The organism is Microbispora sp. NPDC046973 (genome assembly GCF_040644495.1).
Taxonomy (GTDB): Bacteria; Actinomycetota; Actinomycetes; order Streptosporangiales; family Streptosporangiaceae; genus Microbispora.
The window spans coordinates 57,482-80,325 of sequence record NZ_JBEYWQ010000024.1; the positions used below are offsets into that span (position 1 = coordinate 57,482).

The window sequence follows — 22,844 nt, forward strand, 5'->3', positions numbered from 1 at the left end:
CCTAGTTTATCTACCGTTTGGTAGATAGCGCGGTGGACAGCACTGTCGCGCCTGTTCAGAGAGTTGTGTGCGCATGTCGACGCCCTCTTCTCCCCCCGCCTCTCCGACTGCCTTCTCCGCCGCCGTCGCCGCCGTGCGCGACGGCCGGCCCCTGGACGAGGCGGTCGACGAGCTGCTGTCGCAGCTGACCCGGGAAGAACGCCTGTGGCTGCTGGACGGAGACCTGCCGTTCTGGCCGGGCATGGCCGACATGATGACCAACGGGTACAACCTCACCCCCCTCCCGATGGGCCGCGTCGAGCGGCTGGGCATTCCCGGCCTGTTGTTCTCGGACGGCCCGCGCGGCGTGGTGATGGGTAAGTCGACCGCGTTCCCGGTCTCCATGGCTCGCGGCGCCACCTGGGACGTGGCGCTCGAGGAGCGTGTCGGCACCGCCATCGGGCGTGAGATGCGCGCCCAGGGCGCCAACTTCTTCGGCGGCGTGTGCGTCAACCTGCCCCGCCACCCCGCCTGGGGGCGGGCCCAGGAGACGTACGGCGAGGACCCGATCCTGCTCGGCGAGTTCGGCGCGGCGCTGACCCGCGGCGTGCAGCGCAACGCCATGGCCGTCGTCAAGCACTACGCGCTCAACAGCATGGAGAACGCCCGCTTCACGGTCGACGTCACCGCCGACGACGCCGCCCTGCACGAGGTCTACCTGGCGCACTTCCGCCGGATCGTCGAAGAGGGCGTGTCGGGCGTCATGACCGCCTACAACTCCGTCAACGGCGAGTGGGCCGGGCAGAACGAGCACCTGATGGAAGGCGTGCTCCGCGGCATGTGGGGCTTCGAAGGCGTCACCGTCTCCGACTTCATCTGGGGGCTGCGCGACGCCGCCGCCTCGCTGCGCGCCGGGCTGGACGTGGAGGAGCCGTTCCGCCAGCAGCGCGCCGAGCACCTGCCCGCCGACCTGGAGGCGGGCCGGGCGAGCTGGGACGACGTCGACCGGGCGGCCCGCCGCGTCCTCGCCACCCAGCTGCGCCACTACGCCGCGCTCACCGAGCCCGAGCCTCCGCTCGGCGTGGTGTTCAGCGCCGAGCACCGCGCGCTGGCGCGCGAGGTCGCCGCCCGCGGCATGGTGCTGCTCAAGAACGAGCCGGTCGGCGACGCGCCCCTGCTCCCCCTGCAGCGGGACGCCCTCACCTCCCTGGCGGTCGTCGGGCGCCTGGCGGACGTGGCCAACACCGGCGACAACGGGTCCTCCGACGTGCGCGCCCCGGAGGTGATCACCGCGCTGCGGGGCCTGACCGAGGCGCTCCCGCAGACCCGGATCACCCACGTGGCCGACGACGACCCTGCGGCGGCCGCCGCCGCGGCGGCACAGGCCGACGTCGCCGTCGTCGTCGCCGGCTACACCGCCGCCGACGAGGGCGAGTGGGTCGGCGGGGACGTGCTGTCCGACGCCGAGCTGCTGGCGTTGTTCCCGCCCCCCGGCGACGACCCCGCCGGGCAGGCGTTCGCGGCCTTCCTGGCCGAGCCCGGCGCGGTGGACTCCATCAGCGGGGGAAGCGCCGGCGGCGACCGCGCGAGTCTGCGGCTCCGGCCCGTCGACGCCGACATCATCCGGGCCGTGGCGGCGGCGAACCCCCGCACCGTCGTGGTGATCGTCACCGCCGGGGCCGTCATCACCGAGGAGTGGCGCGACGCCGTACCCGCCATGCTGGTCTCCTGGTACTCCGGCTGCGAGGGCGGCCGGGCCCTGGCCGACGTGCTGCTCGGCGACGTCGACGCCGCCGGACGCCTGCCGTACTCGACCCCGGCGGCCGAGGAGCACCTGCCGTACTTCGACCGCGACGCCACCGCCATCACCTACGACAAGTGGTTCGGCCAGCGGCTGCTGGACCGGGACGGCCACACCCCGGCCTTCCCGCTGGGGTTCGGGCTGTCCTACACCAGCTTCGCCCTCGCCGACCTCACCGTCGGCACTCCCGAGGGTGACTCCTTCACGGGTGCGGTGACCGTGACCAACACCGGCTCCCGCGCCGGCCGCCACGTCGTGCAGCTCTACGGACGGCCCACCGGCGTCGACGCGGCCGCCGACGACTTCCCCACCCGGGTCCTGCTCGGCTTCGCCACCGTCGACCTGCCGGCCGGAGCGTCGGCCCGGGTCACCGTGCCCGCCTCGATCCGGCCCCTGCAGAGGTGGACGCCGACCGGATTCGTCCCCACCTCCCCGACGGCCGTGATCGAAGCGGCGTCCTACGCGGGCGACCCCGACGCCGTCACCGCACCCGCCGAGCTCGCGCTCGTCTGACATCGACGACCGGAGCCGCCGCCCCGGCCGTCGACGGCGGACCGGGGCCGGCCGGCCCTCGCACCACCGGCCGCCGAACTGATTGCGGCCCGCAACCGGATGGCCTAGCGTTGGTTCACCGATTGCAATTCGCAATCAGTTGGCGGGAGGCGACGAATGAACGACACCGAGCCGCAGACCGCGACCGGGAAGGTGCTCTGGCACTTCACCATGTCGCTGGACGGTTTCGTGGCGGGGCCCGACCACGAGATGGACTGGATGACCGGGATCTCGGCCCGCCCGGGCCTGATCGAGGAGTACGTCCGGACCACGGGCGCCGTGCTGGGCGGCAGGGACGGCTGGGACGCGGCCGGTGGCCACCGCCCGTACGGCGGCCTCTGGGACGGTCCGGTTTTCGTCCTCACCCATCACCCCGAGGACGCGACGCCCGCCGACGGCGTCACGTTCCTGGACTGCGACGTGGCCGAGGCGGTGCGGATCGGGCTGGAGGCGGCCGGCGGCAGGAACCTCGAAGTCTTCTCGCCCACCATCGGGCGGCAGCTTCTCGATCGGGGGCTGATCGACGAGATCGACCTGCACATCGCGCCGGTCCTGCTCGGCGAGGGCATCCGGCTGTACGACAACCCCGGCGGTGAGCCGGTCCGCCTCCACCGGCTCGGCGGAGGCGACCCCGCGCCGGTCGTGAACGTGCGCTACCGGCCGGCCGCGTGACCGACCGGCGCCCTCCATCCGGTGGTGCGGGTCCGCGCCGGGCCGGTCAATCCTTGCCGTGCCCCGGGTTGCGGCGCGCGACGTACAGGCGGTCGCCCTCGGGGCCGGTCCACTCCAGCCGTACGACCCCGGGCACGGCGGCGTCGCCGATGCGCGACGGGTCGGCCCAGTAGCCGAAGTTGGGGTTGCGGAAGAAGGTCGCCCACAGCCGGCCGCTGCTGTCCACGAAGATGTTGTTGTGGCCGGCGCCGACGCCCAGGGTCCAGCGCTTGGAGTAGGGGCCCTCGAACGTGTCCGCGACGGCGATGATCGCGTCGTACTGGTACTGCACGCGGCCGGGGGCGGCCGTGTCGTAGGCGTACCGCGTGCTGCCGTCGGGGTTGGTCGACGCCCGGTCCCATGCGGCGTGGACGAGGTAGTACTTGCCGCCGTACTTGAACACGTACGCGCCTTCGAGATACGGCTCGGGCGTGTAGGGCGTCTGCTGGAACTTCGGCAGGTTCGTCGCCGGGATGATGTCCTCCATGTCATCCCGGAACTTCGCGTAGAGGTTGTTGTGCAGCACGAGCCACGCCTCGTCGCCCTCGCTGTAGAGGCCGCCGTCGATGTGGTGGTAGGCGCCGGGCTTGATGAAGGCGGGTCCGCCGATGAAGGAGTCGCCGAAGGGCTTGTCGTAGTTGCCCTGGACGAGCCGGTAGGGGCCCTCCACCCCGCCCTCGCTCACGAGCATGAACGAGCCGACCTTCTGGGAGTGGTCGCCCATGCACGCGACGATGTACCACTTGCCGCGGAAGTAGTGCACCTCGGGCGCCCAGGCGTTGCCGCGCTTGCCGAACTGGTCGTCGTACCAGTACTCCTGCCAGGGAGCGACGACCGTGCGGCCGGGCCGGTTCTCGCCGGCGAACTCGGGCGACCACACCTTGCCCTTCTCGGCGTCCGGCCGGATGGCTGTGGTGTCGGCCAGCCTCCACGGCCCGTGCAGGGACGGGGCCGTCCACACGAAGATGCCGTCGTTCCACGGAGCGGCCGCCTGGAGCCCGGGCACCCGGGTGGTGCCGGTGGCGACGTAGACCGGACGACCGCCGACGTCGAAGCAGTTGACGTAGGTGTCCCGCATCCAGACCCGGCCGAGCTCCTCGTCGCGGGGGCGCAGCTCCAGCGGGAGGATGAAGGAGTTGTCGTCACGCGGCCACAGATCCTCCCGCGTGTCCGCCAGGCCGTAGGGCGCGAGCTCGGGCCAGTTCGCCGGGTACCGCCCCTGCGGCGCGCCCCCGTTCGGCAACTCCTTCGGCTCCGCGTGCGCGGCGGCCGCGGGCAGCGCCGCCGCTCCCAGCAAGCCCGCCACACCGGCCAGCACGGACCGCCGGCCCACGTACAACCCGTTGTCGGAACCAGTCATCAGTAGCGTCCTCCTTTGTCCGGCAGGACGCGGGCGCCCTGCCGGGAGGACACGGTAGTGAGACCTATTTCGACAGTGAACAGACGACAGAAAGGTTCTCCACACGCCCGCATCGGCCGGGACATCGCCGGGGATTCTCCCGTCTTCCCACCGGGATTGCCCGTCGCCGGGGATTCCCCTCGTTTTCCCCGGACCCGGACGCAGCCCGACGCACAGCCAGATCGCACAAAAGAAAAGCCGGGAAAGCGAAAAGCCGACAGGATACAACCAGCGAATCGCCTTTCTCGGCGATTCGTTTTTCCTGACGGCGGCCTGCCGGACGGGGCGGCCGAAGCCGTCCCTCAGGGGCCGAAAACGGGTTGCGGAAGAGGACCGGAACGCGGAACGCTCCCGGCGTGAAGATGCACGCCGACCAGCTCACGGTGTCACAGGAGACAGTGCGCGCCCTGGTGGACGAGCAGTTCCCGCAGTGGCGGGACCTGCCCGTCACCGGCCTCGCCTCCCATGGGACGGTCAACGCCATCTTCCGCGTCGGCGACCGTCTCACGGCCCGGTTCCCCCTGCAGCCCGGGCCGGTCGACGCGATCCGGCGCCGGCTGGAGTCCGAAGCGGAGGCGGCCCGCGAACTGGCGGGCAGCACCCGCTTTCCCGCGCCCGAGCCGGTCGCGCTCGGCGAGCCCGGCGCGGGATATCCGCTTCCGTGGTCGGTGCAGACGTGGCTGCCCGGAGCCGTGGCGACCGACGAGGACCCGGGCGAGTCGGTCGCGTTCGCCCACGACCTCGCCGATCTCATCACCGACCTGCGCGCGGTCGCCACGCGTGGCCGCACGTTCTCCGGCACGGGCCGGGGAGGCGACCTGCGGGCCCACGACGCGTGGATGGAGACCTGCTTCGCACGCAGTGAAGGACTGCTGGACGTTCCCCGGCTGCGCCGGATGTGGGAGAGGCTCCGGGTCCTGCCGCGCGAAGCGGCCGACGCGATGACCCACGGTGATCTCATCCCCGGCAACGTGCTCGTGTCCGCGGGCCGCCTCGCCGGGATTCTCGACGGCGGCGGCTTCGGGCCGGCCGATCCCGCTCTCGATCTCGTGAGCGCCTGGCATCTGCTGGAGCCGGGGCCGCGCCAGGTGCTCCGCCTCGGCCTGGGGTGCGACGACCTCGAGTGGGAGCGAGGCAAGGCGTGGGCCTTCGCGCAGGCGATGGGGGCCGTCTGGTACTACGTCGAGACCAATCCGGTCATGAGCCGGATGGGCCGGCGCACCCTGGAACGCATCCTGGCGGACGGCGGCCCCGCCTGAGCCTGGGAGCCAGAGCCTGAGCCCCGCGGCCGGACCCCCGACCGGCACGGGGCTCAGCCGCGGGTGACGTCGACGCCGCCGAACACGCCGTAGTTGCGGACGCGGACGACCCGGCCGGAAGGGCCCGGCGTTCCCGGCTCCACGTGGCGGCCGCCGAACAGGCTGAAACCCTCGACCTCCACCGTGACGTCGGCGGGCACCCGCAGCCGCACGCCGCCCGCGATCGAGATCTTCGTCACCGAGGTCCCCGGCGCGATCTCGGCGTCACTGAGGTCGAGGTCGGCTCCGCCGACGGGGGTGAGGACGACCGTGTCCGCGGGCATCCGCCCGGGTCCCCTGCGCTTCAGTCCGCCGAGGAGGGAGATGTGCCAGTCCGTACGCTGCGATGATGAGGTGTTCGTCATGACCTTCACGGTACGGATCGGCCGATGGGGCGATAAGTGCCGCGCGTCGTGTCCTGACCCGTGACACCCGTCATATCCGCAGCTCGGCCCTCAGAAGAGCGTTCCGGAAAAGGGCGACGCGTCCGTGTGGAACAGCTCCTCGGCCGTCTCCAGGGCGCCGTCGCTGTGGACGGTCACCCGTCCGGCTCTGGCGTGCTGCCACCAGCGGGACCCGCCCAGGTAGACAGCGGCCAGGGTCGCGACGTCCACGGAGAGATCAGCCGCAGGGAGACCGGCCACAGGGAGATCGGCCTGTCCCTTCGTCCTGACGGCCCCGCCGGCGCTGATCAGGTAGGTCCCGGTGTTGCCGGGCAGCAGGTCGTCGGTGACGGCCAGGGCTATCGAGCCGGATCCCCGGTAGACGCGCCGCGCCAGTGCGGCGGGCACGTCGACGAGGCGCAGCCACGTCTCGTCGCGGACGGAGACCGTGCGCACGGCGCGGTCGTCGGTCAGCAGCAGCGGCAGCGGGTCGTCAGGGGCGGTGAGCGGCAGGATGATCCGGTCGACGAGGTCGAGGCCGAGCAGCCACCGGATCAGCCCGGCGTACGCGTCCGGTGTGGCGGCGACGAGGTCGTCGACGACGATCGCCCGGTCGCGGCTGGTGAACCACTCCGCCGTGTCGGCGGGGTGATAACGGACGAACCCGTCCTCCGAGCCGTCCCGTCCGTGCAGAGCGACGTAGGCGGGGCCGGGATCCGCGGCCTGCCTCTGCTCCTGCTGCCGCCACCAGGAGGCGGGCCGGCCGATCGCCCCGGTCCAGGCCGCGGCGGACTCGTAGATCTGCGCGAGCCTCTTCCAGGAGGACGCGGCGTCGGCCAGCCGGACGCGTCCCCCGGGCGGCACGGTCGCGCGGAGCACGGCCTGCCTGCGCGACACCTCCCGGCGGGCGGCCGAGCCCGCGATGCCGTACCCGAAGCGCTCGTAGATGACCGCCTCGGAGGCCCGCAACGTGGCTGCGATCTCACCCCTCGCGGCGGCGTCCGCGAGCTGACGGCGCATCAGCGCCGTCACGACGCCCCTGCGGGTGTGGGTGGGCAGCACGCCCACGTGCGTGACCGCGGCGTGCGGGACCCGCGCGCCACCCGGCACGACCAGCGTGCTCGCGTAGGAGTCCGCGGTGCCGACGAGCTCGGTCCCGTCGAAGGCGCCGAGGGTGCGGCCGGGTTCGAAGAACTGGGTGACGTCGGTTCCCGCCGGAAGGGGCGGCAGGCCGAGTAGGGCGGTGCGGAACGTCGCCGACGCCGCGAGCAGGTCGTCCTCCCCGCTCAGCACGCGCACGTCGAAAGTCATGTCTTCTCCTTACACAGGGTCAGCGGGCGGCGGGGTCGCGCAGGCGGGTGACGACGTCGACGGTGAACGTCGAGACCACGAAGATCGCCGCGGCGAGGATCGTGGTGCCGATGACGACGGGGAAGTCCCCGCCGACCGCCGCCTCGACGGCGAGCCGTCCGACCCCGTCGAGGCCGAAGATCTGCTCCGTCACGATGGCCCCGCCCATCAGCGCGGCCAGCTCCAGCCCGCCGAGCGTGATGATCGGGTTCAGCGCCGCGCTCAGCGCGTGGCCGAAATGCACCCTTCGCTCGGTGACGCCCTTGGCCCGCGCCGTACGGATGTAATCGGAGCCGAGCACGTCGAGCATGTTCGCCCGCACGACGCGCTGGAAAATGCCGATCTCGGCGACGGCGATCGTCAGCCAGGGCAGCGCGAGATGCCTGGCCCACTCGAAGGGATTCTCGGTGATGCCGACATAACCACTGCTCGGGAACCACCTGATGCCGTACGTCGAGAGCGTGAAGTACAGGAAGTAGGACAGCAGGATCCCGGTCAGGAACGTCGGGACGGACAGGCCAGCGTAGGACAACGCGGACAGGATCCGGTCGACCCAGGAGTCCGGCCTCCTGGCCGCGGCCACACCGAAGAGGATCGACAGCGTCATCCAGATGACGAGCGCGCCCAGCGCCAGCGACAGCGTCACCGGGATCTTCGACAGGATCAGCTCGGTGACCGGCCGCTGCTGCCGGAACGAGTATCCGAGGGCGGGCGGCCAGTTGAACAGGCCCATCGGCGCGCCCTGGACGTCCGGCCCCCGATAGAGGTAGTGCCAGAGCTGCAGATACCACGGCTCGTCGAGGCGCAGCGCCCGGGTGATGCCGTCCAGGGTCTCCTGGGTGGCGTTGCGGGGCGCGAGCACCGCGGCGGGGTTGCGGTAGGCGACCCGGGTCATCGCGAACGTGATGACCAGCACGGCCAGCAGGGTCGCGAGAGCGCGGGCCGCGTGGCCCGCGATGTGCCTTCTCATCGCCGGCTACCCCTGGGGATCGAGGACGTTGCGGATGCCGGAGCCGATCGCGTTGAAGCCCAGCACGGTGACGAACATGGCGATGCCGGGCCCGAGCAGGAACCACGGCTGCACCTGATAGAGGGACGACCGCTGCGCCTCCGCGATCATGTTGCCCCAGCTCGCCGTGGGCGCCTGGACGCCGACCCCGAGGAACGACAGCGTCGCCTCGGCGAGGATGTTCACGGGCAACTGGACGGCCCAGTAGACCGCGACCACCGGCAGCACGTTGGGCAGGATCTCCCGCACGATCAGGCGGCGGCGGCTCACGCCGATCGACAGCGCGGCCTCCACGAACGGCCGGCTGCGCAGCACGACGACGAGCCCGCGGGTGAGCCGGGCGAAATAGGTCCAGGCGAACAGCGAGATCACCATCACGACGAGCAGCACCGGGTTGACGACGGGCTCTCCGTCGCCGCCCCGGTTGAGCGCGACCAGGCTGAGCGCGGTCACGACGAACGGGAACGACAGCGCGACGTCGGTGCCCAGGGACAGCAGCCGGTCGGTCCTGCCCGGGAAGAACCCGGCGACCAGGCCGACCGCCGTGCCGGTGACGAGGGCGAGGGTGGTCGCCGGGATCCCCACCAGCAGGGAGATGCGCGCGCCGTACAGCGTCCGGATCAGTACGTCGCGGCCGTTGCCGTCCGCGCCGAGCAGGAAACGGGCGTTCGGGCCGATCGGCAGCCCGTTCTCGGCCAGGGCCTCCGACCGGAACTGCTGGTCCGGGCCGTGCCCGGTGAGCGCCGCCGCGACCGGGGCGAGCAGCGCCGCCAGCACGACCACGCCGACCAGGATCAGCCCGGTCCTGGCGGAGCGCTCGGCGAGGATCGCCCGCAGCGCCGGGAACCGGCGTACGGCCTCTTCCTCGGCGTACGCCTCCGCGGTGAGCACGTCAGACCCGGGTCCCCTAAGCATGCGCCACCCGCCCCGGGATCGAGTCGAGCAGCTCCCGCGTGTACGGATCGCGGGGGTCGTCGAAGACCCGGTGCACCGGACCCTGCTCCACCACCCGGCCCTGGTGGAGCACGACGACCCGCTCGCACAGGTCGGCGACCACCCCCAGGTCGTGGGAGATGAACAGGAACGACGTCCCGAGCTCCGCGCGCAGCCGTCGGATGAGGGCGACGATCTGCGTCTGCGTGGTGATGTCGAGCGCGGAGACCGGCTCGTCGGCCACGATAACCGAGGGCTCCAGTGCGACGGCGCGGGCGATGGCCACGCGCTGCCGCTGCCCGCCGGACAGCTGCGCCGGGAGCCGGTGCAGCACGGACCGGGGCAGTTCCACCCGCGCCACCAGCGCCTCGACTCTGGCGCGGATCTCGGCGGCCGGCAGATCGGTGTTGACGACGAAGGGCTCGGCGAGCGTCGCGGCGACGGTGCGTCGTGGGTTGAGGCTCCCGTAGGGGTCCTGGAACACGACCTGGACGGCCGGGCGCAGGCTCTTCGGGAGCCGCACGTCGCCGGGCGCGTTGTAGACCTCGCCGCGCAGCGACACCGATCCGGCGGTCGGCCGGGCCAGGCCCGCAACGATCCTGCCGATCGTGGACTTCCCCGACCCCGACTCCCCCACCAGCCCGACGATCTCGCCTTGCCGCAGGTCGAACGACACGTCGGTGAGCGCCGTGAACGACTCCTTGCGGCCGGGCCTGCGGTAGCTCATGTGCAGCGCGCTCGCCCGCAGCAGCGGAGCGCTCTGCACCTCACGTCCGGACGGCTCGGGAGCCCGTATGAGCGCCCGCCCGTGCCGGGCCGCGCCGAGCAGCGCGCGCGTGTACGCGTGGCGGGGGGCGGCGTAGAGCTCGGCCGCCGGCGCCGCCTCGACCACTTCGCCGTCCCGCATGACGACGACGTCGTCGGCGATGTCGGACACCACGGCCAGGTCGTGACTGACGAAGATGAGCGCGGTGCCGTGCGCCTCCTGGAGCCGCCGCAGCAGTCTCAGGATCGACGCCTGCACGGTGACGTCGAGCGCCGTGGTCGGCTCGTCGGCGATGATCAGCTCCGGGTTCAGCGCGATCGCCATGGCGATCATGGCGCGCTGGCGCATGCCTCCGGAGAACTGGTGGGGGTGGTCGTCGATCCGGCGTTCCGGGTCCTTGATGCCCACCTCGCCGAGCAGGTCGAGCACGCGCCGGCGCAGCGCCGCCCGCCCCACCCGCTCGTGGGCCGTGACGGCCTCGCCGATCTGGGCGCCGATGGTCTTGAGCGGGTGCAGGTTGCTCAGCGGGTCCTGGAAGACGAACCCGATGTGCCTGCCTCTGATCGCCCGCAACCGGGCCGGGGCCAGCCGGGTGAGGTCCGCGCCGCGGAACAGGGCGCTTCCCCGCACCTCGGCCCGGCTCGGCAGCAGCCCGGTCGCGCCCAGCAGCGAGACGCTCTTGCCGGAGCCCGACTCGCCGACCAGCGCCAGCGTCCTGCCGGGCTCAACGGCGAACGACACGCCGCGGACCGCGGTGGTCGTCCGCCCGCGCCGCCCGAACGTGACGCGCAGATCCTCCACGGAGAACAGGGCCATGACGGCTCCCTAACGTGCCGGGCCGACGGCGATGTTGGTGATGTCGGCCTGGGTCGCCAGCGACGACCAGGTCCAGTTGCGCACCCGGTCGGAGGTGATCGCGACCTTGCGCTTCTCGAACAGCGGAATCCACGGGAGGTCGGCGGAGACCAGCTTGTCGGCCTCGGCCCAGATCGGCCCCGGGTCGTCGGAGGGGAACGCCTTCGCCGCCAGTTTGTTCAGCTCAGGATTGTCGTAGCAGATGGCGTGGACGTTGCCGGTGCCGCAGGGCGCGGCGTCGGAGTCGAGCCAGCCCCCGAGCAGCATCCGCGTGCTCGGCCCCTGCCAGTCGGGGGCGAAGGACGCGCTCAGGAACACGTCCCAGCGGCTCTTCGGGTCCTGCAGGTACGCGCTGGACTGGGCGGGCGGGACGGGGATGAGGTTCAGCTCGATCCCGGCCTTCGCGAGGTCGGCCTTGAGCGTGACGGCGATCGTCTCGAACTGCGCGTTGACGCGGTAGACGGCATCGAGCTTGAGCCCGTTCGGATACCCGGCCTCGGCGAGCAGTCGCTTGGCCTTCGCGGGATCGCCGATGCCGCCCGGCGTCGGGTACGGATCGAAGTCCTCGTGGCCGAGGATCGTCGAGGTGATGATCTGGCCCAGGGGCCTGGCCGCGATCTTGCCGCCCTGCGCCTGCACGAGGTTGGCCTTGTTCACGGCGTAGGCCAGGGCCTGCCGCACCTTGAGCTTGCGCAGCGCCTCGGCGCCCGGGGAGGCCGCCTCCGGGCGGGCGTTGATCGTGATGAAGTTGGCCGCCCCGCTGTCGGAGGAGTGCAGGTAGGGGCTGCTTTGCGCCTGGTACTGCTGGATCGTGGACAGCGGCGGCACATCGAGGTAGAGCGACAGGTCGGCGTCGCCGGACTGGATCTTCTGCACCACCGCGTCCTCGCTGTTGGTGGTGAAGTCCACGACGATCTCGTCGACGTACGCCTTGCGCGCCGGGTCGCCCGCGTGGTCGTAGCCGGGGACCTTCTTCAGCACCAGGCTGCGCCCCGGCTCGTACGAGGCGATCTGGTAGGGCCCGCTGGAGGGGTAGTTCTTGCGGAACTCCAGCGAGTCGCCGACGTACTTGGCGGCGACCTCCTCCGGCAGCGGCGACACGAAGTTCATCGACAGGATGCTGAGGAAGTCGTAGTTCTTCGTGTCCGAGCGCAGCACCAGCGTCTTGTCGTCGGCCGCGGAGACACCCGGGATGTCGTGGCTGTCGATGAACGCCTTCGATTTGGCCGGATCTCCCGGGGGCACCTTGGCGAACTTCTCGCAGTAGTCGCGGAAGCCGGAGAAGGCGAGCTGGAAATAGTTGATCGCGGCCACCTGCTTGTTCGGATCACAGAACCGCTTGATCGCGTAGACGAAGTCGCCGGCCACGATCTCGCGCGTGGACGAGCCCGAATATCTGATGCCGTCGCGCAGGTGGAAGGTGTAGATCTTGCCGTCCTTGCTCACGTCCCACGACTTCGCCAGGTCGGGCACGAGTGTGGTGTCGTCCTTGATGTCCTTGGCGCTGCCCGGGTAGGTGACGAGCTGACGGGTGAGCGCGCGGATGATCTCCCAGGAGTCGGTGCTGTAACCGGTGAGGGGGTCGAGCGCGTCGAGGTCGGACTGCAGCGACGCGATGCGCAGCGTGCCGCCGGCGGCGGGGGCCCCGCCGCCCGCCGTGTCACTCGCGCCGCCGTTGGTGCCAGGGTTTTCCGGTGGAACCGGGCCCGCGCAGGCGGCCAGCAGAGCGGCGCACGCGGACGCGGCGAGCAGGGAGCGGAGCGGCCGGCGTTCGCGGGGCGTCTTCTTCACGATGGTTCTCTTTCGCACGGAGTTCTCACACAGTCGGGCCGGCGGGGCCGTCCGCCGTCGGGGACGACAGCAGTCCCCGGGTTCGGAGCACGGCGCCGGCGCCCTCGGCGAACCAGTAGGCCTCCTCCAGGTGGGGCTGGCCGGAGAGGATGAAGTGGTCCAGGCCGAGCGCGTGGTACTCCTCGATGCGGTCGGCGACCTCCTCGTGACTGCCGACGAGGGCGGTGCCCGCGCCTCCGCGCACCAGGCCGTAGCCGGCCCACAGGTTCGGGTAGACCTCGAGCCTGCCCGGGTCGCCGCCGTGGAGTTCGAACATGCGCCGCTGGCCCACCGACTCGCTGGTGGCGAAGTCCTTGCGCAGCGCGGCGATCCGCTCGGGGCTGATCCTGGACAGCAGCCGGTCCGCCTCCGCCCACGCCTGCGCGGAGGTGTCCCTGCTGATGACGTGCAACCGGATGCCGAAACGCAGCTCACGCCCCTCGGCGGCGGCGAGTTTGCGCATCCGCTCGAGACGCTCGGCGATCTGGTCGGGCCGTTCGCCCCAGGCGAGGTAGACGTCGGCCTGCCGGGCCGCCACCCGCTCCGCGGCCGGGCTCGCGCCACCGAAGAAGATCTCCGGGCGTCCGAAGGGGCCGGCGTCGACGCGCGCGTCCTCGATCCGGAAGTGCTCGCCCGCGAAGCTGAACGTCTCACCCGGCGGCAGGCCGGTGACTCCGCGCAGCACCGCGAGGAACTCGTCGGTCCGGGCGTAGCGCTGGTCGTGGTCCAGGTGGTCGCCGAAACGCCGCTGCTCGGCGGAGTCCCCGCCGGTCACGATGTTGAGCAGCAGACGGCCGCCGGAGAGGCGCTGGAACGTGGCGGCCTGGTGCGCGGCGAGGGTGGGCGAGACCAGCCCGGGCCGGAACGCGACCAGGAACTTCAGCCGTCTCGTCACCTGGGTCAGCGCGGCCGTGGTGATCCACGCGTCCTCGCACCACAGGCCGGTGGGGGTGAGCACGGCCTCGTAGCCGAGCTGCTCCGCCGACCGGGCGATCTGGCCGAGGTAGTCGACGCTCGGCGCCCGGAAGCCGTCGGCGACGGCGCCGATCGTCTTCTCCGAGCGGTCGCCCGAGCCGACGATGTCGCGGTTGTCGCCGTTGGTAGGCAGATACCAATGGATCCGGAGAGTCATGCCGGCACCCCCACGCGTCGGAAGGCGGCGCCGGGGTGGTCGTCGCCGAGCCTGCGCCTGCCGGCGCCCTGAAGTTTCTCCCGGAAGACCCCGGGCGGGTACGCCTCCCGCACCAGGCCCCTGCGGCGCAGCTCGGGGACGACGTACTCGATGAAGTCCTCGAACGTGCCGGGGCTGACGGCGTAGCCGAGGTTGTACCCGTCGACGCCGGCCTCGTCGGCGAACGACTCGAGCCGGTCGGCCACCGTGCGCGGTCCGCCCACGATCTTGGGGTGGATGCCGCCGACGCCGATGTATTCGGCGATGTCCCTCAGCGTCCACCGGCGGTCGGCGTCGATGCCGGTGAGCGTGGCCAGGGCCGAGCGCCCGGCGTCGGTCTCGATGTACTCCAGCGGATGGTCCAGGTCGTAGCGCGACCAGTCGACCCCGGTCCAGGCGGAGAACAGGGCCAGCGCGGCCTCGACGCTGGTGTAGGAGAGGTAGTCCTCGTACTTGCGCCGCGCCGACTCGTCGTCCGGGCCGGTGACGACGGTCACCGAAGTGATGAACTTGACGGACTCGGGGCGGCGCCCGAGCGCGGCGGCGCGCTCCTTGATGTCGGTGACCGCCCTGCGGATCGACGCCGCGTTCGTCCCGCCGAGGAAGACCACCTCGGCGTTGCGCGCGGCGAACTCCCGCCCGCGCGGGGACGTGCCGGCCTGGAAGATGACCGGGGTCCGTTGCGGGGACGGCTCGGACAGGTGCGGGCCGGGCACGGTGTAGTAGCGCCCCTTGTGCCCGATGGGATGCACCTTGGCCGGGTCGGTGTAGACACCGCGTTCGCGGTCGCGGACGACCGCGTCGTCCTCCCACGACCCCTCCCACAGCTTGTAGGTGACGTCGAGGAACTTCTGCGCACGGTCGTATCGCTCGTCGTGCGCGATCTGCCGGTCGAGGCCGAGGTTGCGCGCGGCGCTGTCCAGCACCGAGGTGACCACGTTCCAGGCGATGCGTCCCTCGGTGATGTGGTCGAGGGTGGTGAACTTGCGCGCCAGCAGGTACGGCTGCTCGTACGTCGTCGAGACGGTGATGCCGAAGCCGAGGTGCCGGGTCGCCGCCGCCATCGCCGACACCAGCAGCAGCGGGTCGTTCACCGGCGACTGCGCCGCGTTGCGCAGTGAGGCGTCCGGCGTGCCCCCGAAGATGTCGAGGTGGCCGAGGGCGTCGGCGAGGAACAGCGCGTCGAACCCGCCCGACTCCAGAAGCCTGGCGAGGTCGGTCCAGTACGACAGCGTGGTGTAGAGGCTCGCCCGGTCGCTCGGATGCCGCCACAGCCCGGCGGATACGTGGCCCACCACGGTCATGGCGAATCCGTTGAGGATGAGGCGCTTGGGGTCTTGGCTCATTTCTCCGTCGTTCCGTTCCGCGCCGTCACGAGTAGTAGGTCGGCTCGGGTGACCGGCCGTTGAGGGCGAAGTGACCGATTTCCAGCAGCTTGTAGTGAGCGGGGTCGTGCAGCGTGTGTGTCCGGACGTTGCGCCAGTGGCGGTCGAGCCCGTACGCGCGGGCGGTCGAGCGGGCCCCGGTCAGCTCGAAGATCCGCGAGGTGACCTCGAGCGCCACCTCGGTCGAGTGGACCTTGGACTGGTAGGCGGCCACGGCCGCCCGGCCGCGCTCCTCCTCGGTGAGGTCGCCGCCCCGGTCGATCGCCGCCTGGAGCAGCTCCCCCGCCTTGTCGGCGAGCGCCACCGCCGACTCGGCCAGGACCCACAGCCGGCCGTACCGCTCGACGATGAGAGGATCCTCGCTCGCCGCCGCGGCGGCGGAGGTGAGCCACGGCCGGGACCTGGTCCGGGTGTAGTCCAGCGCCTCCTGCAGGGCGCCGAGGGCCGCGCCCAGGTAGAGGTTGCCGTAGGCGAGCTGGCCCTGCGGGACCTGGAGCGTCTCCTGGGGCGTCGGAGGGGTGTCCGGGTGCGCGTAGCCGAGCAGGTCGTCGGCCGTCACGCGGACGTCGCGGAGCGTCGTGCCGCCGCTGACCGTCAGCCGCTGGCCGAAGTTGTCCCAGTCGCCGTGGAACTCGATGCCGTCGGCCGGCGAGCGGACCGCGAACTGGCCGACGAGGCCCGACACGTCCACGCCGCCGACCACCGCGCCCGCGCCGAAGCGCACCCACACGATCAGTGTGTCCGCCACCGCCGCGCCGCTGGTGAACGGCTTGGAACCGGTCAGCAGGAAGCCGTCGCCGTCCGGCGTCGCCACGACCAGCGGCTCGTACGCGGCCTGGGCGACGGCCGCCACGAACCAGCCCTCCTCGACGATCCCCTTCGCCCAGCGCTCGGCGAGCACGCGCCCGCCGCCGAGCCCGGCCCGGCTGCCCAGGAAGTGGAAGGCCGCGAGCTGGGCGATCGAGGTGTCCGCCGCGGCCAGGACACGCACGATCCTGAGCACCTCCTCGTAGGTCGCCCCGCCCCCGCCCAGCTCCTCGGGGATGTGGACGGCGAGCAGGCCGGACCTCCGCAGCAGGTCGACCTCGTCGACGGGGTCGGCGCCGGCGATGTCGCGTTCGGCGGCGTCGGCGCGCAGCCGGTCGGCCGCCTTGAGGGCCGCCTCGCGCCATTCGTCGAAGCGGCCGGAGCCGGAACGCGGGCGTATCTGGTCGATGAGACTCATGGGGTTCCTTGCGGTCGTGCGTGGGGAGGTGAGAGCGGCCGTGCCGCACGCCAAGTGCCGGCGCGCTTCGGGACGCGCGGCCCGGCGCGCATCTCGGGGCGCATCTCGGGGCGCATGTCAGGGTGCGGTCCGGGTGCCGGTCACGGCGCTCGCGAGGGGACGAGCGGCCCGGCGGGAACGCTCTTTCAGGGAGAGATGCGGGCAGCCGCCGGGGACGGGCGACGCTGCGAGGGAACGGCGCTGTGAGGGAAGTAGGGAAAGCGCAGCGCCGGGCACCGTCGCCCGGCGGGGGCAGGGAAAGGTCAGGACTGGCGACAGAGGCTGGCGGCGAGCCGAGCGAGGTCGACGTACCGCCGCACAATTAGGACTTTCCCTACAGACATAGTAGGAAATTAGCAGAATCCGGCATTCGGCGCAAGAGCGCTTGCGGTCAGTCGTGCGGGACGAAACCGCCGAACCGGCCCTGGTGATACAGCAGCGGACCGTCGGCGCCGTGCACGGTCGCCTCGATAACCAGGCCCACCACCAGCACATGGTCGCCGATGCCGGTCGCCGAGTGGGGCCGGCAGATCAGGTGCGCCGACGCGTCCTCGAGCAGCGGCGCCCCGAACGCTCCGGGACGCCACCGGGTGGGCGGGGCGAACCGGTCGGCGCCCTTGCGCGCGAATCTGGCCGCCAGCTCGCCCTGGTCGCCGGCCAGCACGTTCACCGCGAAGTGGTCGGCCGGCCGCATCGACGGCCAGGTGCTGGAGCCCTGGTCCACATAGAAGGAGACCAGCGGCGGCGCGAGGCTGACCGAGGAGAACGACGTCGCCGTCAGCCCCGCCGGGACCCCCTCGTTCTGCGCGGTGACGACCACCACCCCGGCCGCGTGCGCCGCCAGCGCCCGCCGGAACAGCCCGCCGTCCACCGCCGGGCCCCGCATCGTCTCGGTCATGGGTCTGCCTTTCCCGCGACCGTCTGGCCGCGTGTGCTGTGAATCTCGCGAAGGATCTCGTCATTGATCGGGAGCACCGCGTCGAGCAGCGCCCTTGTCACCGGATGACGACCGGCGGCGGACAACTCCTCTGCGCGGAAGGTCTCGAGGAGGACCCCCCGCTCCAGGACCCCGACTCGGTCGCACAGGAACTCGACGATCGCGAGGTTGTGGCCGATGAACAGGTAGGTGAGATCGAGCTCCTCCCTCAAGTCCAGCAGGAGGTTGAGGATGTTCGCCTGCGTGGACACGTCCAGCGCCGACGTCGGCTCGTCGAGGATCAGCAGGTCCGGCTCCAGCGCCAGCGCTCGGGCGATGCCGATCCGCTGCCGCTGCCCGCCGGACAGCTCGTGCGGATACCGGTGCAGGTAGGAGGACGGGAGCCCGACGAGGTCGAGCACCTCGGCGGTCCTGGCCCTCCCCGCGGCGCGTGAGGCGGCCTTGCCGAAACGCAGGAGCGGACGGCTGATCTGTTCCCCGACGGGCACCCGGGGGTTCAGGGAACTCGTCGCGTCCTGGAACACGAACTGGAACCGTGGCCGCAGCCGCCGCAGCTCCGCCTTCGGCAGCCGCGCGATGTCCCGGCCGTCGAAGACGATCTCCCCCGCGTCCGCCGGCAGCAGGCCGCCGATCAGCCGCGACAGCGTCGACTTGCCGGAGCCGGACTCCCCGATGAGACCGAAGACCTCGCCCCGCTCGATGTGCAGCGACACGTCGCCGACGGCCCTGAAGCGCCGCTTGCGCTGCACTGTCCCCAGCCCGCCGACCACGAACTCCCTGCTCACGTTACGCAGGGTCACCAGCGGGGGCCGGGCGGCCCGGCCGTCGTCTCGGGGCCCGGCAGCCGTGGCCGCGGCGCCGTCTCCGCCTGCCGGGCCGAGGCGGCGGGGCAGGCCGCGCTCGGCCAGCCGGAACCGTGCCCCGACCTCCGGCACCGCCTGGATCAGCGACCGGGTGTAGGCGTCGGCCGGCGCGCAGAGCACGCGGTCGCGCCGGTCCTGCTCGACGATCCGGCCGTCCTTCATCACGGCGACCCGGTCGGCGGCGTACGAGACCACCCCGAAGTCGTGGGTGATGAGCAGCAGCGAGCCCCCCGTCCCTGCGGTCACGCTCGTGAGCAGGTCGAGGATCTGCTTCTGCACGACCGCGTCGAGCGCGGTGGTCGGCTCGTCCGCGATCAGCAGGGCCGGGCCGGACAGGCTCGCGAGCGCGATCATCACCCGCTGCCGCATTCCCCCGCTGAGCTCGTGGGGGTAGGCGGACAGCACCCGGGCCGCATCGTCGATCCCCACGTTGCGCAGCCATGTCTCGGCGATCTCGTGCCGCTCCCGCTTCCCCGCGGCCGGGCGGTGCAGCCCGATGATCTCCTTGAGCTGGTTGCCGATCCGGAACGACGGGTCGAGGGAGGCGAGGGGGTTCTGGAAGATCATGCCGATCTTCGAACCGCGGAACCTGGTGACCGACGACCGGGCGGCGGTGAGCACCTCCTCCCCGTTCAGGGAGATCGAGCCCGACGTCACCATCGCGTCGTCCGGCAGCAGGCCCAGGATCGCCGAGGCCGTCAGGCTCTTCCCCGCGCCCGACTCTCCGACGATCGCGAACGTCTCGCCGGGCCGGACGTCGAAGGTGACGTCGTCCACCACACGCTCGGCCGCGGGTTCGCGGCCGAACCGGACCGACAGCTCCCGCACGCTCAGCAGCGCGCCGGTCATCGTCCTTCCCTCCTTCGGTGGGGGTCGAAGACGTCGCGCAGGCCGTCTCCGAGCCAGTTGAAGGCCAGGGCCACGACGAGGACCACGAGCCCCGGCAGCAGCGCGGGGTACACGTTCCCGCTGATGATGACCTTGGCGCCTTCGGAGATCATCCGGCCCCAGTCCGCCGTCGGCGGCTGCACGCCGATACCCAGCGCGCTGAGGCTGGAGGAGAACACGATCATCCCGCCGACGAGGCCGGTGCCGTACACCACGATCTGGGCGCGCACGTTCGGCAGCACCTCGCGGAACAGGATCGAGAAGAACCCCGCGCCGAGCGACCTCGCCGCCTCGACGTACTCGCGGCCACGCTGGAGCTTCACCTCCGCGAAGACCACCCGGGTGACGTACGGGACGGCGGAGAACACGATCGACAGGACGACCACGGGCGTGCCCGGGCCGAGGATCACCGCGAGGACCAGCGCGATGATGATCACCGGGAAGGCGAACATGACGTCCACCGTCCGCATGATCAGGCCGGCGGTGCGGTCGCCCGAGAAGCCGGCGACGAGCGCGAGCACGCCGCCCGCGACGGTCGACGACAGCGACGCCGCGAGCGCGACGACCAGCGAGGTGCGCCCTCCCCAGATCAGCCGGCTGAGGATGTCGCGCCCCAGCTCGTCGGTGCCCAGGAGATGCCCCGGCGCGCCGATTCCCAGGTATTTGACGCCGCCGTCCGCCAGGTCGGGGTCGTACGGCGCCAGCACGGGGGCGAGCAGGCTGACGAGGACGAAGCCGGCGATGACGAGCAGTGCGAGCGCCACCTGCGCGTTCACACGCAGCCGGGAGCGACGCCGGCGCGGCGCCGTCCCCTTGAGCGGGTTCGGCGACCGGGTGCCGGGAATTGCCGTGAGAACCACTGCCGGCCTACCTCCTCAGCCGTGGGTTGAGAGCGTCCACCGCGATGTCGGTGAGCAGGTTGACCAGGAGATAGCAGAGCGCCACGAGGATCACGCCGCCCTGGATGAGCGGGTAGTCCTTCCCGTTGACCGCGTTCACGAGCTGCGTGCCGATGCCGGGCCAGTTGAACACGCTCTCCACGAAGATCACCCCCGTGATCAGGGTGCCGATCTCCAGGCCGATGATGTTCACCACGGCCGGGAGGATGTTGCGCCCGATGTGCTTGCCGACGAGCCGCCGGCGCGGCACCCCCTGAGAGGTGAACGTGCGGACGTAGTCGCTGTGCGACTCCTGGACGATGCCGAGCCGGGTGAACCTGGCGAGCACGAGTGTCGAGATCAACGCGGCCGACAGGCCCGGCAGCGCCAGATGGGCCAGCAGGTCGCCGAAGCCGCCGCCGTTCCTCGACTCCATGCCGCTCGCCGGGAGCCAGCCCAGCCGTAGGGAGAAGATCCAGATGAGGATCAGCCCGAACCAGTAGACCGACAGGTTGCTGCCGGTCTGGACGAACAGCATCGCGAAGCGGTCCAGGAACCCGCGGTGGCTGGTCCCGGCGACCACGCCGATGACGACGCCTAGGACGGCGCAGATCACGACGCCCGCCGCGGTCAGGATCAGGGTGTTGGCGAAGTTCGGCAGGAGGATGTCGAAGACCGGCTGGTTCTGCACGATCGACATCCCGCCGCCCGCCGTGAGCAGGTCCTTCACCCACCTCACGTACTGCTGCCACAGAGGGAGGGTGAGGCCGTACGACGCGCGGATGGCCTCGACCTGCTCCGGCGTGTGGTCCCGTGCGAACTGCGCCTCGATGGGGTCCCCGGGGGTCAGCCGGCCGACCAGGAAGGTCAGGGCAGACACCACGAGGAGCACCGGGACGATGTTGAGCACTCGCCACAGGATGTGCTTGACGGTTCCCATCGCCGTGATCGGCCTCAGCCCGCCAGCCAGACCTTGGTCAGGTCATACCAGTTGGTGGCCGCGTAGACGAAGCCGCGCACGTTCGGTCCCAGGGCGTAATACCGGGTCAGCGACACCGCCGGAATGGCGATCGCGCCTTCGCGGGCCTTCTTGTCGGCCTCCTTCCACAGCTCGATCCGCTTGTCCTGGTCCGTGGCGTACCGCGCCTCGTCCAGAGCCTTGGTGATCTCGGGGAAGTCCGCCGGGACGAGGCCCTTGACCGCGATGTTCGTGTAGTAGACCTGGTAGAGCCATTCGGCGTAGCTGCCACCGTACTCGTCGATGCTCAGGCCGTCGTCCGGCTCCGGCTTGCCGAAGGCGCGGGCCACGTAGCTCGGGCGGTCGAGGGTGACGACCTTGACGTTCACCCCGATGCCCTTGAGCCGGCTCTGCAGCCACTCGGCCAGGTTCTGGTTGGCGACGTCGGCGACGATGGTGAAGCTCAGCCCGCCCTCGCCGTAGCCGGCCTCCTTCAGCAGGGCCTTGGCCGCCTCGGGGTCGTAGTCGAAGTCGCGGGCGTCCGGGTCGTAGGCCTCGTTGCCCGGCGGCTCCAGGGAGTGCAGCGGGATCGCGTTGCCGTTGTAGACCTCCTTCGCGAGCCTGTCGCGGTCGATGCCCTGGATGACCGCCTGCCGTACGCGCTTGTCCTGGAAGGCCTTGTTCTTGAAGTTGAACGTGAAGTAGAGGAAGGCCGCGCCGTGCCCCTCCGGCACCTGGAATCCCCGGGACTCCAGCGTGCTCACGTCCTCGGGCTGGACGTAGCTGATGATGTCGGCCTCTCCGCTGAGCAGCGTCGCCAGCCGCGTCTGGTTGTTCGGGATGACGCGGAAGACGAGCTCGTCCAGGTAGGGCTTGGGGCCCCAGTAGTTCGGGTTCCTCTTCAGCACGATCCGGTCCCCGATCGTCCGGGAGACGAACGTGTACGGCCCGGTGCCGCTGGGGTGGTCGGCGAATCCGTCGTTGCCGTACTTCTCCCAGGTCGCCGGATTGCCGATGGTGAGGGTGCTCATCGACTGGGCGAGGATCCTCGGGAACCCGAGGAAGGGCTTGGCGAACTCGAACTCGTAGGTGTGGTCGTCGACCACCCGGCCCTTCACGAGGTCGCCGAACCAGGCCGCGAGCCTGGCCGCGCTCGTCTTGTCGTAGAACTCGTACGCGGGGTCGGAGATCCGGCGCACGTTCTTGTCCACGGACTCCGCGGTGAAGTCGGAGCCGTCGTGGAACTTCACGCCGCCGCGCAGGGTGAAGGTCCACTTCTTGCCGCCGTCGGACGCCTTCCAGTCCGTGGCGAGGGCCGGGAGGAGCTTCGTCGGCCCCTTCGAGTCGGACAGGTCCTCCTTGACCAGTCCCTCGAAGATGTTGCTCGACACCCGGTAGGTCTCCCAGTAGCCCTGCCGGTGCGGATCGAGGGCGAGAGGTTCGAGATACAGGCCGCTCACGAGCGTGCCGCCCGCCTTGGGCGTCCCGCTCCCCTGCGGCCCTCCGGCGGCGGTTCCGCCGTTCGCGCCGCCGCCGCAGGCGGCCAGAGCCAGGGCGGTCAGGAGTGCGACCGCGCCCACGACCGCCGACCGGGCGTGCTTGACGAATTTCATGACGTTCCTTTCGAGCACCGC

General features: G+C 71.3%; 18 protein-coding genes. 3 read left to right on the forward strand and 15 right to left on the reverse strand.

The features are described from left to right. Window positions 1-73 precede the first annotated feature (73 nt). Together ABZ860_RS32820 and ABZ860_RS32825 are read left to right on the forward strand one after the other, a co-directional pair. On the forward strand, window positions 74-2,293 hold the full coding sequence (locus ABZ860_RS32820) for a glycoside hydrolase family 3 C-terminal domain-containing protein (RefSeq protein WP_357227637.1): 2,220 nt from the start codon (window positions 74-76) through the stop codon (window positions 2,291-2,293). A gap of 156 nt (window positions 2,294-2,449) precedes the next feature. After that, window positions 2,450-3,004 (forward strand): dihydrofolate reductase family protein, encoded by a 555-nt coding sequence (locus ABZ860_RS32825; protein ID WP_357227640.1) that lies wholly within the window; start codon window positions 2,450-2,452, stop codon window positions 3,002-3,004. Between the two features lie 46 nt (window positions 3,005-3,050). On the opposite strand, the gene ABZ860_RS32830 is transcribed toward ABZ860_RS32825, so the two are convergent. Further along, on the reverse strand, window positions 3,051-4,403 hold the full coding sequence (locus ABZ860_RS32830; RefSeq protein WP_357227643.1) for a family 43 glycosylhydrolase: 1,353 nt from the start codon (window positions 4,401-4,403) through the stop codon (window positions 3,051-3,053). A gap of 401 nt (window positions 4,404-4,804) precedes the next feature. On the opposite strand from ABZ860_RS32830, the gene ABZ860_RS32835 reads away from it, so the two are divergent. After that, window positions 4,805-5,701 (forward strand): aminoglycoside phosphotransferase family protein, encoded by an 897-nt coding sequence (locus ABZ860_RS32835; RefSeq protein ID WP_357227754.1) that lies wholly within the window; start codon window positions 4,805-4,807, stop codon window positions 5,699-5,701. Window positions 5,702-5,754: 53 nt separating this feature from the next. Here ABZ860_RS32835 and ABZ860_RS32840 read toward each other — a convergent pair whose 3' ends face one another. From ABZ860_RS32840 to ABZ860_RS32905, 14 genes are all read right to left on the reverse strand, one after another. Next, window positions 5,755-6,105: a hypothetical protein gene (locus tag ABZ860_RS32840; RefSeq protein WP_357227645.1), complete on the reverse strand. Its 351-nt coding sequence runs from the start codon at window positions 6,103-6,105 to the stop codon at window positions 5,755-5,757. Window positions 6,106-6,195: 90 nt separating this feature from the next. Further along, on the reverse strand, window positions 6,196-7,434 hold the full coding sequence (locus ABZ860_RS32845; protein WP_357227647.1) for a GNAT family N-acetyltransferase: 1,239 nt from the start codon (window positions 7,432-7,434) through the stop codon (window positions 6,196-6,198). Window positions 7,435-7,453: 19 nt separating this feature from the next. Beyond that, on the reverse strand, window positions 7,454-8,443 hold the full coding sequence (locus ABZ860_RS32850) for an ABC transporter permease (RefSeq protein ID WP_357227650.1): 990 nt from the start codon (window positions 8,441-8,443) through the stop codon (window positions 7,454-7,456). A 6-nt stretch (window positions 8,444-8,449) separates the two neighbouring features. Further along, entirely contained in the window at window positions 8,450-9,373 is a 924-nt protein-coding gene (locus ABZ860_RS32855; protein WP_357227653.1) for an ABC transporter permease, read from the reverse strand. Window positions 9,374-9,389: 16 nt separating this feature from the next. Further along, complete coding sequence (locus ABZ860_RS32860; protein WP_357227654.1) at window positions 9,390-10,997, reverse strand: ABC transporter ATP-binding protein; 1,608 nt, start codon at window positions 10,995-10,997, stop codon at window positions 9,390-9,392. Between the two features lie 9 nt (window positions 10,998-11,006). Then, window positions 11,007-12,827: an ABC transporter substrate-binding protein gene (locus ABZ860_RS32865; RefSeq protein ID WP_357227657.1), complete on the reverse strand. Its 1,821-nt coding sequence runs from the start codon at window positions 12,825-12,827 to the stop codon at window positions 11,007-11,009. A gap of 25 nt (window positions 12,828-12,852) precedes the next feature. Continuing rightward, window positions 12,853-13,998, reverse strand: a complete 1,146-nt coding sequence (locus ABZ860_RS32870; protein WP_357227660.1) for an LLM class flavin-dependent oxidoreductase — start codon at window positions 13,996-13,998, stop codon at window positions 12,853-12,855. Next, window positions 13,995-15,383: an LLM class flavin-dependent oxidoreductase gene (locus ABZ860_RS32875; RefSeq protein ID WP_357227663.1), complete on the reverse strand. Its 1,389-nt coding sequence runs from the start codon at window positions 15,381-15,383 to the stop codon at window positions 13,995-13,997. Before ABZ860_RS32875 ends, ABZ860_RS32870 begins: the two co-directional genes overlap by 4 nt. 25 nt (window positions 15,384-15,408) lie before the next feature. After that, window positions 15,409-16,647 carry an acyl-CoA dehydrogenase family protein gene (locus ABZ860_RS32880; protein WP_357227665.1) on the reverse strand — a complete coding sequence of 413 codons (1,239 nt, stop codon included), beginning with the start codon at window positions 16,645-16,647 and terminating at the stop codon, window positions 15,409-15,411. Window positions 16,648-17,077: 430 nt separating this feature from the next. Next, complete coding sequence (locus ABZ860_RS32885) at window positions 17,078-17,584, reverse strand: flavin reductase family protein (protein ID WP_357227667.1); 507 nt, start codon at window positions 17,582-17,584, stop codon at window positions 17,078-17,080. After that, window positions 17,581-19,335 carry an ABC transporter ATP-binding protein gene (locus ABZ860_RS32890; protein WP_357227670.1) on the reverse strand — a complete coding sequence of 585 codons (1,755 nt, stop codon included), beginning with the start codon at window positions 19,333-19,335 and terminating at the stop codon, window positions 17,581-17,583. The genes ABZ860_RS32885 and ABZ860_RS32890 overlap by 4 nt, the downstream gene beginning before the upstream one ends. Next, window positions 19,332-20,234 carry an ABC transporter permease gene (locus tag ABZ860_RS32895; RefSeq protein WP_357227672.1) on the reverse strand — a complete coding sequence of 301 codons (903 nt, stop codon included), beginning with the start codon at window positions 20,232-20,234 and terminating at the stop codon, window positions 19,332-19,334. Before ABZ860_RS32895 ends, ABZ860_RS32890 begins: the two co-directional genes overlap by 4 nt. 7 nt (window positions 20,235-20,241) lie before the next feature. Then, complete coding sequence (locus tag ABZ860_RS32900; protein ID WP_357227675.1) at window positions 20,242-21,192, reverse strand: ABC transporter permease; 951 nt, start codon at window positions 21,190-21,192, stop codon at window positions 20,242-20,244. Between the two features lie 14 nt (window positions 21,193-21,206). Then, window positions 21,207-22,823 carry an ABC transporter substrate-binding protein gene (locus ABZ860_RS32905; protein ID WP_357227678.1) on the reverse strand — a complete coding sequence of 539 codons (1,617 nt, stop codon included), beginning with the start codon at window positions 22,821-22,823 and terminating at the stop codon, window positions 21,207-21,209. Window positions 22,824-22,844: the final 21 nt, after the last annotated feature.